Annotated in this window: 10 protein-coding genes; 8 read left to right on the top strand and 2 right to left on the bottom strand. The window is 69.9% G+C overall.

Annotated features, from left to right (window positions below; translation table 11 throughout):
* Nucleotides 1-203: 203 nt before the first annotated feature.
* Both AC0T5L_RS26695 and AC0T5L_RS26700 read left to right on the top strand, forming a co-directional pair.
* A complete protein-coding gene (locus AC0T5L_RS26695) occupies nucleotides 204-473 on the top strand; it encodes a hypothetical protein (protein WP_476168259.1) in 270 nt (89 codons plus the stop codon).
* A 387-nt stretch (nucleotides 474-860) separates the two neighbouring features.
* Nucleotides 861-995, top strand: a complete 135-nt coding sequence (locus tag AC0T5L_RS26700; protein ID WP_476168260.1) for a hypothetical protein — start codon at nucleotides 861-863, stop codon at nucleotides 993-995.
* Here AC0T5L_RS26700 and AC0T5L_RS26705 read toward each other — a convergent pair whose 3' ends face one another.
* Nucleotides 996-1,781: a hypothetical protein gene (locus AC0T5L_RS26705; protein WP_476168261.1), complete on the bottom strand. Its 786-nt coding sequence runs from the start codon at nucleotides 1,779-1,781 to the stop codon at nucleotides 996-998.
* A gap of 204 nt (nucleotides 1,782-1,985) precedes the next feature.
* On the opposite strand from AC0T5L_RS26705, the gene AC0T5L_RS26710 reads away from it, so the two are divergent.
* From AC0T5L_RS26710 to AC0T5L_RS26735, 6 genes are all read left to right on the top strand, one after another.
* Nucleotides 1,986-2,447: a helix-turn-helix domain-containing protein gene (locus AC0T5L_RS26710; protein WP_476168262.1), complete on the top strand. Its 462-nt coding sequence runs from the start codon at nucleotides 1,986-1,988 to the stop codon at nucleotides 2,445-2,447.
* 898 nt (nucleotides 2,448-3,345) lie between these two features.
* A complete protein-coding gene (locus AC0T5L_RS26715; RefSeq protein ID WP_476168263.1) occupies nucleotides 3,346-4,224 on the top strand; it encodes a hypothetical protein in 879 nt (292 codons plus the stop codon).
* Nucleotides 4,221-7,391 carry a hypothetical protein gene (locus AC0T5L_RS26720; RefSeq protein WP_476168264.1) on the top strand — a complete coding sequence of 1,057 codons (3,171 nt, stop codon included), beginning with the start codon at nucleotides 4,221-4,223 and terminating at the stop codon, nucleotides 7,389-7,391. Before AC0T5L_RS26715 ends, AC0T5L_RS26720 begins: the two co-directional genes overlap by 4 nt.
* On the top strand, nucleotides 7,388-7,948 hold the full coding sequence (locus AC0T5L_RS26725) for a hypothetical protein (RefSeq protein WP_476168265.1): 561 nt from the start codon (nucleotides 7,388-7,390) through the stop codon (nucleotides 7,946-7,948). The genes AC0T5L_RS26720 and AC0T5L_RS26725 overlap by 4 nt, the downstream gene beginning before the upstream one ends.
* A gap of 233 nt (nucleotides 7,949-8,181) precedes the next feature.
* Nucleotides 8,182-9,276, top strand: a complete 1,095-nt coding sequence (locus tag AC0T5L_RS26730; protein WP_476168266.1) for a hypothetical protein — start codon at nucleotides 8,182-8,184, stop codon at nucleotides 9,274-9,276.
* Complete coding sequence (locus AC0T5L_RS26735) at nucleotides 9,276-10,118, top strand: peptidoglycan-binding domain-containing protein (protein WP_476168267.1); 843 nt, start codon at nucleotides 9,276-9,278, stop codon at nucleotides 10,116-10,118. Before AC0T5L_RS26730 ends, AC0T5L_RS26735 begins: the two co-directional genes overlap by 1 nt.
* Nucleotides 10,119-10,256: 138 nt before the next feature.
* Here the strand turns inward: AC0T5L_RS26735 and AC0T5L_RS26740 are convergent, their stop codons facing one another.
* Complete coding sequence (locus AC0T5L_RS26740; protein WP_476168268.1) at nucleotides 10,257-11,831, bottom strand: NCS1 family nucleobase:cation symporter-1; 1,575 nt, start codon at nucleotides 11,829-11,831, stop codon at nucleotides 10,257-10,259.
* Nucleotides 11,832-12,594 lie beyond the last annotated feature (763 nt).

Genomic DNA, 12,594 nt, shown 5'->3' on the forward strand with positions numbered 1-12,594 from the left:
GGCGGGCTGAGGAGGAGAGGTTGGCTCGTTTGGCCGAGGCTGGGCGTCGCGCCGAACAACGCCGCCAAAGACTGGCGCAGGCTGATCCACACGACCTGTGACCGTTCGGGGCGGGGTGCGAAGGGCGCCTCGCCCCGAACGCGCCGTCACAAGACCTGGTCCGTGGGGCCGCGGCCCCGTCGGCCACCGCAGGAGGAACACCCTTGGCACATGAACACCCACCGGAGGCGGAGGAGGGACACCTCAACCCCTTCTCGTCAGTGGTCACCGCGCGAGACGTCTATGACGCCATCCGCGAGACCCAGGCCGACGTCCGGAACGCGCTCACCCGCCTGACCACACTGGAGCGTGAACACGCGGAGATCAAACTCCGCCTCAGCGCTCTGGAGCGGTGGCGCTACGCGCTCCCCGTCACCGGGATCAGCGCCGCGCTGGCGGCGCTGGGAGCCGTGCTCGCCGCTTTCCTGGCGTGACGACCGTGGTGCCTGTATCACTCGCGAGTGATACAGGCACCACGGTTCTGTGTGGGCGAATTTTCTGTTTCATGTTCACGTTTGTCAATGGCAAACGCGGTTTACAGGATCGGGTGGCCGCATGTGGCCACACGCGGGCGAAGAGGTGAAGACGCAGGCAGCGGCTGTCGAGTCCGTTGTTCGATCAGGCTCAGCGAGCCACCAACGTCAAGAAAAGGGAGGTTTCCCTTGCGATCTGTCGTCCTTAGGTGATCATCTATGAGGGTTTGATCCGCAGCGTGAAACGGGGTAAGCCTTCTGATGGCAGTAAGTCTTGGGGTGACCGGGCAGACACGGTTGAGGTTCTGTGGCTGTACCCCCACGCAGCTGTCCGTCCCGGTGGCTGCTGTGATCAGGGAACGGGAGGCCGTCGTGCTGGTGCGCACCGACCTGCCCGTCCGGGACATCCTCGCCGATGCGGCGCTGATCCTCTCCGCGTCAGAGCAGGCCGGGCTCTTGCGATGGCTGGAGCGTACGGCTTGATCAGGCCACCGGTCGCACACTACTCAGATAGACGTCGATGACCTCGCCCAGGCTGTACAACGGCCGGCCACCCGACCCGGTTCCCCGGGCGGTGAGCCGTCCGCGCCTGGCGTATCCGCGCACAGCGGCGGCGCTCACCTCGTGGCCGAGCGTGTGCAGGGCCCTCGCCGCGTCCGCTGCGCTGACCAGGTGTTCCCCGGCGGCGAGCAGCAGGCGGCGGCGCCCGTCCCGCACGGCTAGAGGGGTACCGCACTCATGGCAGCGGGTGTGTTCGGCTCCGGCCCGGGCGTAGCAGGCGGAGCCGCACTGTTCACAGAGCCCGGCGATGACGCGCTCGGTGGGCAGGTCCACGGCGCGTTCGACCTCCTCCACGGCCGCGACGACCTCGTCGACGCACTCGGGGCCGAAGTCGGAGCGGCGCAGCCATTCGGTGAAACGGCCGAGCCAAGTGGCCATGGAAGCGGGGGTGTCGTCCGGCAGCCGCCCACCGATCTCCTCGTGCAGCAACCGGCACCAGGTGGACAGGGTGTTGCGCAGGACCGCGCCCGCCTCCGAGGCCAGCGGATCGTAGGCCAGGGGGGTCTCCGTGGATCTACGCCCCATGTTCCCGGGTCCTGTGCGGCGCTGGCGGGTCAGGGTGACGTCCAGGTCCGCGAGGAGGCCGCCGTCCCCCTCGCCCACGACCGAGCGCAGGGCGTGTGTGAGGCGTTGTGCACAACCGGTGCAGACGAGGGCCTCGTCGACGATGAGGTTGGTGCAAGAGGGGACGTCGCAGGGGATGCTCACGTGTGCTCCGTTTCAGAGATGACGATGTGAGCAAAGTTAGCCAAACTAAGGGAAAGTTTCAAGCGGGTTGTGCGGACTGGTGGGCTGGCACCATCCCTGATTGACCGCTTTTTTCCATGAGGGTGCAGGTTTACGGCCGTCCGCAGGTGGGCAAGTTTAGCAAAGTTTGCGCTAGTTGTTCTTGATCTCGCTTATGGTTGGGGCATGCCGAAGGACACCTCCCCAGCCACCGCCCCCCGATACGACCTCCTGGACAGGGCCATGGACGAACGCCGTCTGGCTCTTGGCATGCGATGGCGCGACCTCGCCGACCACACGGGCATGTCCGGCCAGGCCCTGCGTGATATCAGAAGGGGGCGCAGCACCCCCCGAGGGCTGACGGTTCGTCAGCTGGAGGACGCCCTGGGCTGGGCCCCGGGCTCCGTCCACCGCGTCCTGGAGGGCGGGCGGCCCGAGGTCTCCGAGGAGGAGCGGAACGAGGTCATCACACAGGGTGACCTGTCCTGGTGGGTCCAGGGAGACGCCATCTGCTACGAACTGACGCGCACCATCGGGGGGAACCCCTTCACCGCGCGCCTGGTCGTACGCGATGGCCGATCACGCGAACAGGTGGAGAAGGAACTCGCCAAAGTGGTGGAGATCGCTCGTATCCAGCTGGAGAGCTGACCGACTGATGCGGTCCAGCCTGTTTTCCTCGCTTCGCACCCCTCCGCCAGGACACGCGGGAGCACAGGAACGAAGCCCCGGAGCGAAGGGCGCCGAGCCACCGGACACCAGGAACGGAGCCGACGGAACGCCGACCCCGACGGATCCGTTCCTGGCGTCCGGTGTGGCAGGGGCAGTGGTGACGCGGCCCGCGTCCGGTCAACTTCCCGCCTGCCCCGGGCGTCATCCCATGGTCGACAAAAGGAGCGAAACGGACCATGGACCTGGATTGGGAAACCCCCTACGAAGGAAGAGGGTGAGGAGTTCGTCTACGACGACGACGGTGCCTTCGGAGTAGGCCTGCCCCCCGACGACTTCCTGAGCCCCGGCCCCGGCGAGGGCCTGGGCTGACACCCGCGGGGCCCACGCACCGGATGCGTGGGGCCCCACCCCGGTACGCGAGCCCCGAAGAGGATCTTTCACCGGAAGGCTTGCGCGTGTGCCGCGGCTTGTGGCACGCTACTCGACAGCGGCACATCTGTGCCCCCGACCCGGCCCAGCGCCGGGTTTTTTGTTTGCGGACACTTCCGCCCCTCCTCAGCCGGGCCATGGCCCAGGCTTCCCTTCTCCCCTCTGGCCCTCCACGCGGCGCGCTCCCGCTGCGCCGCGCCAAGGAGTGCCCGCGACGGCCGGCCACACCAGGCGTCGGGTCCGGGGCGTTCGATCGTCCCGGTCACGGACGCCTCATAGGCGTCCCTCGGTGGATCCGCCGTTCGAAGCCGCGCGCTCACGTCCCGGGCCTTCCAGGGACACCCGGTTCTCACAGGTCCAGGTGGTCAACCACTGTCCACAGGCCGAGCCGGCCCTCGGCCACCGTCAACCGTTCCCTCCCACGTTGCCGTGATCGGAGTCATGCGACATGTCCTTTCCGACCTACTCAGTGGACGGAGTAGCCCTCGACACCCCCGGGTGGCGACTGGCTCCCGGCACCCAGCTGCGTCCGCTTCCCGCCGCCCGCGCGGTCGAGCTCCAACTTCCGGGACGAGCCGGCGACCTTCCCGTGCTCGGACTCGAACCCGAGGCGACCAGTCTCGGCCTGTCCCTGTACGTGACCGCTCAGGACCGACAGGGCCGAGACGGCGGCTTCGCCCAGCTCGAACGCAACCTGGAGGCCCTCACCGGGCTGTTCGGCGTCCGGCACCGCCTCCTGGACCTGCGTTACCACATCGACCGGCGTACCACTCGCCACGCCGAAGCGGAGGTGGTCGCCTCCGCCGAGCCCGAAGTGAACGTCGCCTCGGCCACCGCACGGCTCACCGTGCTGGTACGGATTCCGGGTGTGTACTGGCGCGACCCCGACCTGGTCGTCTGGCAGGCCCGCCTGGTCACCGACCCCCCGGAGGAGGGGACGGCGGTGAGCTGGCTGTCCGGCTCCACCGCGCCCGTCTCCGACGCGGAGGTCAGCGTTCACGGACCGGCGGACCGCCCCCGTGTCCTCGACGTCGCCACCGGCGGTGGATTCACCTGGAACGGAGTACTCAGCCAGGAGCAGGGCCTGGTCGTCGACTGCTCGGGTATGCACGCCCACCGGTTCAGACTCGACGCGCCCGACGAGCTGGAGGACGTCACCGGCCTGGTCTCCGGCTTCGGTCCCGGATCGGCCTCCCGCTGGCTCCGGCTCACCCCCGCGCTGGTGCGCGGCAACCCCCACCAACGGCACGTCCGGGTGCGGGCCAGCGCGGTCTCCGTCGGTGAGAGCACCCAGATCATCATCAGGGCGAGGAGGTCCTTCCTGTGAACGCCTTCGACATCCGTCTGCTGGCCCTCTCCCCCAACGGCGCGGAACTGGGGCCCCTGCCCCACCCGACGAGCGTCGAGCTGGGCCAGCCCTACAACGACCTCCCGTCCCTACAGCTGGGCTACTCCGCGCACGCACCCGGCGCCCACTACCTGGACCAGCCCTGCGAGGTGGCGGTCCAGACCTACGACCCCGAGACCGGGGAGTGGGCGGAGCCTCCCGACTCCCGGTTCCTACGTGTCAAGCGCTCGGGAAACCTGACCGACCGTGCGGGCGCCCGCTCGTACCAGATGCCCGGATACGGGTGGCAGCTACGCAAGCTCAGGCTCTACCCGCCCGTCTCCGGTGGACGGATGACCGACGGCAAACGCACCTTCGAGGCGGCCACGGTCGGCACCGTCCTGCGGACCTGGATCAACGAGGGCCATTCTCGGGGGACCCTCCCCGGGCTCGGGGCGGACTTCGACACCACACGGGACTCGGCCGGCCAACCCTGGGACACCGTCCTGACCCTCGGCTACGAACTCGGCACCGACCTTCTCAGCGTTCTGGAGGCGCTCGCCGAACAGGGGGTGTGCGACTGGCGGTTCGAGGGCCGGACCCTGCGGGTCTTCAACCACGACACCGTCATGGCCAGGGACCTGGCCTCGGGCCGGGCCCCCGTCGACCTGAGGCTGGGGCGCGACATCACGGAGGCCCCCACCGACGCCAGCCTGGAGGACCTGGTCTCCCACCTGTTCCTGGAGGGCGACGAGGGTTTCCACCTTGAACTGGACAACCCCGGGGCCGCCATGCCCTGGGGGCGCTGGGAGGACTACCTGACCCAGGGCGGGGTGAGTGACGAGGGCACGGCCAGGCTCCTGGCGGGGGCCGCCCTGCAACGGGGTTCCCGTGAACGTGTCCAGGTGACCCGGGACCTGCTGCTGAACGGCGCCCGCTGGCTGCCGTGGCGGGACTACCGGCCCGGAGACCTGCTCCTCGCACCTGACGGAGACGGGCGGATGGAGGGCCTGAGGCTGAGGCAGGTCACCCTCTCCCGGGACCAGGACGGCGTCGTCACCGGAAACCTGGTACTGAACGACCGCTTCCTGGAGGCGGAGATCCGGCGGGCCCGGCGCACCGCGGCCCTGACGGGCGGAAGCGTCGCCGACGGCGGCAGCGGTGCCCGTCCCGCGCCGGAGGGGCCCGACAACCGTCGCCCGTCCGCGCCCCAGGGCCTCGTCGTGCGCAGCGACGTCTACATGGACGCCGACGGCGCCGCCCAGGGGCACGCCACCCTCACCTGGGCGGCCGTGGACTCGGCTGTCGACGGGACCGCCCTCGACGTGGGCTCCTACCAGGTGTACGCGCGCCGAAACGAGGTGGGCGAGGTCTGGAGCAGGCTGGTGTCGGTGGACCACCCCGACACGACAGTGGGCTTCTCCCCCCTCCCGGTCGGGCAGGAGTGGGCCTTCAAGGTCCGCGCCGTCGGCTCCGACAACTCCCTTCCAGGGTTCTTCGGAGACCAGAACGTGGTCGTCATCGCCCATGACGCCGAGCCGCCCCCGGTGCCCTCCGCGCCGGTGCTGTCCACCAGGTTGGGCGTGATCAACGTCGAGTGGGACGGCCGGGGCGCCGGAGACGAGCCCATGCCCGCTGACTTCCTCCACACACGTCTGTGGATGCGCGGAGACGGGGGGTGGGAGCACCGGTTCGACTACGAGGGGGCGCCGACCGCACCGTGGACGGTCGAGCGCGGCACGCTCACGGTCACCCCGGACGGACTCCTGCTGGACGGGTCGACGACTCTGCTCACGGACCTCGAAACGCTCGACCAGGTCCTGGAGTTCGACGTGCGCCGTTCGGACGAGGACTGGTGCGTGCTCTGGGTCGCGCCCAGGGCCGGCGACGAGCCGGACAACGGGAGCTACTACACGCCCGAGGTCGCGGTCGACCTCGACCACCTCACCGTGGGAGCCACGACGACCGTCCGGGTGGAGGCCCGGGGGCGGCGGACCCGGGTCCTGCTCGGAGGTGAGGCCGTCCACGACGGCCCCCTGCCGTGGGGGAACCGGTTCGGCACCCGGTTCGCCGTCGAGGGGGCCGGGGTGACGCTCGTGGCGGCACGCCTGCCGGCCGAGGACGCTTGGGAACCGTTGGCGCTCCTGGAGGGATCGACCACCATCACCGTGGCGGGCCAGCCCTACCACGCACCCCGCTGGTTCCGGTTCACCACGGTGGACCGTTCCGGGAACGAGTCCGAACCGGGCGTGGCGGAGGTCGCCTCCACCGAACCCCTGGTCGATGTCGACCTGTACCCGGACACCATCAGGGCGGCCCACATCCAGGCCAACGCGGTGACGGCGGACAAGATCGACGCCGGGGCGATCGACGCCGGACACATCAGGGCCGGAGCCGTCGAGAGCAAGCACATCACCGCGGACGCCATCAACGGCAAGACGATCACCGGTGCGGTCATGCGGTCCACCTCCTCGGTCACCGGGGCGCGGTGGCGGGCCGACAGCACCGGCATCCGTTTCTGGGATGAGAACGACCAGAGCACCTTCCACGCCAGTACGAACGGGAACGTCACCGCCACCGGACGGTTCCAGACCGCGCTCAGGGGCAACCGGGTGTGGATCGACGGCGATCTGCGGGGCCGTCCCCGTGTGGAGCTGGACACCGGGGACGGCAGCCAGTCCCAGCCCAACATCTTCTCCCTGGGCCAGGGTTCGGGCGGCTACCCGGAAGGGGCACTCGTGCTCACCGGACGGGAGGCGGAGGTCAACAGCACTGGACGGGCCGATCTGGTCCTGCACGACGGCGGGGACTTCCGCCTGATGCAGCAGTACGGGGAGAACAGCGGCCTGGGCATCGAGAAGAGCGGCTACAACCTCTACTTCCGCGGGGCGCTGCCCACGGGGATGCGCGGTGGCAAGGACACCTTCATGGTCCATGGGGCCGACCCGGGGGGCAACTGGACCCAGTGGACCTGGCCGTGGTGGGCCCCCATCCCCCCGGGGTACTCGGCGATCCCGTTCGTCCAGCTCCGGTCGTCCGACCCCTCCGGCATCGATATCAGTATCTCCGGAGCCAACGACACCAACTTCAAGGTCCAGAAACGTCCCAACGGTGCCCAACACATCTACCTCTGGGCGGTTCTGAAGGAAGGAGAGCACAGCGAATGAACGTACGTACGCGCTACCTGGACGGAAACCGGGTGGACGTCATCGAGGGCGAGCATCTGAGGTCGGTGCCGCTGGAGGCGGTGGCGACCCGTATGGAGCTCCTCGGTTACACCGATCCCGCCGAGGCCCTGGCCGCCTGCCTGGCGGAGATGGAGCTGGACGAGGAAGCCCACCCCTACGACCGGGTCTACGACAGCTACCTGCCGTACCTGCGACGGGAGCGGGGGTACCCGCCCACTGACGGCACCGACAGCGGGGCCTTCGTCCGTGCCGCGGCGGCCCGGACGAAGGGCACGGCGGTGAGCCGCCTGAACGAGGACCGCAGGACGGCCAGAGCCGAGATCCGCGCGCCCGAACCCGGGGCCCTCCGAGCAGGAGAGGGGGCGCGGACCATGGTCTCCGACGCCGACGGCGGTGAGTCCTTCCCCCTCCCGGGCGGGGCCGGTGCCTACACCGGGATCTTCGAGCGGCTGCGCTCCGAACCACTGATCGGACGGCTCCGGGAGGAGTTCCGCGACCAGCTGGTGCCGCCGAGGCCACCTGAGGGTGACGTCTGAACCCGGCGCGAGAGCACGCCCCCTCTCCGCGGTGACCGCACGCGGCGTTCACGACACGACCGGGGAGGCCCCGGGAGGGCGTAGGCGACACCATCCGTCCCCGACCAGCTGATCCGAACCACGTTTTCAAGGAGTTACCCGTGCCTGTACCCCTGTCCGACCTTCCTGACGGCTTCCACCGTGTTCGCGTGCGAGGCCGCTGGGCGCTCCTGAGAGGTGAGCATGCCCAAGGTATGGTCACCTTCCGCCCGAGTGTCGAGTGGCTCATCTCTCCCGAGCACGACCTGATCATCATGGGCGTCGACCTGGTCGAACCCATCAACGGTTCGGGCGAGGTCGACCTGGCCCTGCCCGCCACCGACGACCCCAGCCTGGTGGGGACCCCCTTCCACTACGAGGTACTGGTGGAGATCCCAGGGCTGGAACCGTACGAGTTCACCCTGGTGGTTCCGCACGAGGCGGAGGAGGTGGACCTGTCCTCGGTGATCCCTCCGGGGCCGGACCACCCGGAGCCACCCACCCCCTATGTGCTGAGTGTCAACGGGGAGACCGGTCACGTGTACGTTCCCGAGGGGCCGAAAGGGGAGCAGGGACCCCAGGGCGAACAGGGCGTTCAGGGAGAGCGAGGCCCGGTCGGTGAGCGTGGCCCCCAGGGTGAGACCGGTGACCAGGGTGACCCCGGACCCGGCCTGGCCCTCCTCGGGGAGCTGGACTCCGTGGCCGACCTGCCGGCGGAGGCCCGGGTCGGCGACGCCTACCTGATCGACGGCCGCCTCCACGTGTGGAACGGGCAGGGCTGGCAGGACGGCGGGCCACTCCGCGGTGCCGACGGGCGCGACGTGGTGCTCCGCCGGACCGAGGCGGGGATCCAGTGGCGGTACCACGACGAGGACGTCTGGACCGACCTGGTGGGTCTGGCCGACATCACCGGCCCGCCCGGCGCTGACGGCACCGACGGCGAGGCCGGAGCCCGGGGACCGCGTGGAGAACAGGGCGCGCCCGGGGACGCATCATGGACCTGGACGGCGCCACATGCCGGAGCCACCCCGTCGCAGGCTCCCGCGCACCGCCACTACAACACCCTGTCGGGCGACCGCCAACTGATCTCCCTGCACGCCGCCGTGGCCGTCCCCGGTAACGCCGACATCGTCGTGGCCCTCTACCGGGACGGGAACGAGGCCGCCACCGCCACGATCACCGCGGGCGAGCACGCGTCCCCGGTCGTCCCGTTGGAGGGGATGCTGGCCAGCACCGGGTATCTGGAGGCGCGGGTGCTCCAGGGGGACGCATCGGCGTCCGCGTTGACCGTGGAAGCGCGGGTGCTGTGATGGTGACGCTCGCGTTCAACACATGCGGCGGCGGCCCCGGCCATCTGGTCGGTACCGGCGAGGGCGACCCCCACGGGGATCCCTGGTCCGCGGTCGAGGGTCATGCCGCCCACGTCCAACGCCCGGACACCTCGTGGCCCGTGCTGCGGTTGGGGTCGTCGGTGTCCGGCCCCGGGGCGGTCGCCCTGGCGCACGGCCAGGCCGCTTCGGTGTCGGTCTACCTGTGGGTGCCGACCGGCGGCCGGTGTGTGCTCGCCATGGTGGGGGAGGACGGTTCCGGTCCGACGGTGGAGTGGACCCCGGGCTCCCTGTGGCTGGGCGAGGAGCGCCTGACCGGGAGCGACGAGGCCCAGGCCCGCGACCGCTTGGTACGGGTGCAGATGAGGGCCCACGAGGGCGGCGCCGTCTACCGCCTCAACCACCAGAATCCCGAACTGATCGCACCTGACGTCGAGGTGGAGGGACCGGGGGCTCCCGGCACGGGTGAGGTGCGGCTGAGCGTGCCGGCGGGGGAGACCGTGTTGGCCTTCCAGTTCCGGCTCGATGACGGGTCCTGGCCGGGGAGCGCGATCCTGAGGCCCGCGACCGAGAACGACAAGGAGGTGGAGCGCCTGCAACTCGACCTCCTGGAGGCGGGGTACGAGCTTCCCGAATGGGGGGCCGACGGGGACTACGGACAGGAGACCGTCACCGCGGTGGAGAGCTTCCAGCAGGACCACGGCTTGCTGGTGGACGGAATCGTGGGCCAGGAATCCCGGGGGGTGCTGGACGGTGTGCTGAACGCCGAGCGGTATCCGACGCGGACCGGGCACGTGGGCTGGGGACTTCCGCTGGTGTCCTGAGGACGAGGAGCGCGTGGTGCCCGGGGCCGTCTGGAGCAGGCGGTCCCGGGCACCACGTCGTGTGCCACGAGCCGGTCACCATACGGATCCCTCCGTATACCAGGAATGACGGCCGGTCCGGAGAAGGAGTGGTCGCGGTCAGCCGGCGCTGGCCCCGTCCGTCCTCTCGGCCTCCCCCTCCGCGGCGCGCCGGTCGGGGAAGAGCGCCCCCAGGCCCCAGTGCAGCAGCAGGCCGGTGAACAGTCCCACGACCCAGCCGTAGTCCGCCAGCGGTGCCAGGAGGGGGATCAGACCCTCGGTCGGGAACGGCCCCGAGCCCTCGGGGGAGTGTGAACCGCCCACGGCCAGCAGCGCGCCGACGCCGAAGGCCACCAGCGCACGCCAGTTCCACCCATGCGTGTACCAGTACTCCGATCCCCGCTCGTACAGCGCGGGCAGGCGTATCCGGGTACGGCGCAGCAGCCAGTAGTCGGCGAGCAGGATTCCCGCCACGGTCCCCAGCACGCCGCCGACCGTGCCCAGCCACGTGAAGATGTACGTGTTCTCGTTCTCCAGCAGCTTCCACGGGAAGATCAGGACGCTGAGGACGCAGGTGGTGATCGCACCGGTGCGGAAGCTGATCAGCCTTGGTCTGAGGTTGGCCAGGTCGTAGGCCGGCCCGACCAGGTTGGCCGCGATGTTGGTGGAGACCGTGGCCAGCAGCACGACGAAGACCGCGAAGAGCAGGCCGAGCCCGCTGCCCATCTGCGCGACGACGTCGATCGGGTTCCACAGCGGCTCGCCGTAGACGGCGGCGGTACCCGCCGTGACCATGACGGCCAGCAGGGAGAACAGCGTCATCGTGGCGGGCAGGCCGAGTGACTGGCCCATGACCTGGGCGCGCTGCGAGGAGGAGAACCGGGTGAAGTCGCTGATGTTCAGGGTCAACGTGGCCCAGTAGCCGATCACGCCCATCAGCGACGGGAAGAACAGCGCCCAGAAGGAGGGGCCCCAGTCCAGGGGTTCGCCGGAGTCCAGGGACAGCATCACGCCGAGCCCCCCGGCCTCCACCGCCATCCACGCCAGCAGGGCGGCACCGCCGAGGACCATCAGCGGCGCGGCCCACACCTGGACCCTGCGCACGCCCTCCATGCCCCACAGGATGATCCCGAGCTGGGCCGCCCAGAACAGGCCGAAGGACAGCCACAGGGTCCACGGGTTGCCGCCCACCACGGCCGCGTCGGTCCACCCGTCACCGAACAGGCGCCCGACCAGGACGTACACGCCCTGACCGCCGACCCAGGTCTGGATGCCGTACCAGCCGCAGGCGGCCGCCCCGCGCAGCAGCGCGGGCAGGTTGGCGCCGCGCAGGCCGAAGGAGGCGCGTGCGAACACCGGGAAGGGGATGCCGTACCGGGCTCCCGCGTGGCCGGTCAGCACCATGGGCAGCAGCACGGCGAGGTTGCCCAGGACGACGGCCAGCATGGCCTGGCGCCAGTCCATCCCCGTGGCGATCAGCCCGCTGGCCAGGGTCCAGGCCGGGATGCTGACCGACATGCTCACCCACAGGGCGCTGAAGCTGCCACCGCCCCAGGTGCGCCTGGACATCGGGACCGGTTGGAGGTCGGGGTTGACGAAGGGGCTCTCGGGCAGGGAGGTGCCTTCGGCCAGGGAGACCCGTCCGTCGGGATGGGTGACGACGTCGGGTTCCGGGGACGGTGGAGCTTGGGTCACAGGTCACCTGGTTTCGGTGGGACGGACGGGAAGGGGCGGGGCACGGCATCGGACCCCATCGGAGTGAAACCCGGGGGAAGGTGTGGAAAAGTCCGTATCCGTTCCGGGCCGCCGGATATCTTCGCATGTCATACGGGGGTGTGACCGGGGCCCTTCACCGGGCGGGGCCGGCCGGCCCCGTTCCCGTCTCCATGGGCCTCCCCGGGGCCAGCCGCCCAGGACGGGTCCGGTCGCGTCGCCGCCGTGGCGGCGCGGACCCGGCCGGCAGGGGTGGACGGCCGCGGCGGACTCCGTGTCCGAGGTGGCACCGGTGTTCACCGGAAAGCCGCTGTCGGGCAGGTCCCGCCACACGAATCCCGTGAGTCCGTCCGTGATGACGAGATTTCTCGGAAAGGGCCTTGCACCGCGCTCCTGGGTTGTGGCACGATATTCAACAGCGCCACAGTTGCGCACGAACCCGGCCCAGGTCGGGTTTTTTGTTTGCGGAGGGTTTTCACTTCCCTCTTATCGGGTCGAGGTTCATACCTCCCCGCCTCCCCCTCCCCCCTCTCCTTCGGCTTCGTCGGCCTCTGCCGCGGTGCGGCTTTCGGTGCTCCGCCCCGAAGAGGTGTCCGGGAGCGTGCCGTTGTGTACGTCGCCGGCGGAAGATTCGGATGCGTACTCGGGATGTCAGGGCGTTTCCCCGTCAGGTGGAGGGGGTTGTGGCGGGTTTTGATCGGGAGGTTCCTGAGCCTCATGCCGCTTTCGTGGTGCTGGTGATCCA

This window comes from Nocardiopsis sp. TRM 82005, assembly GCF_056312425.1.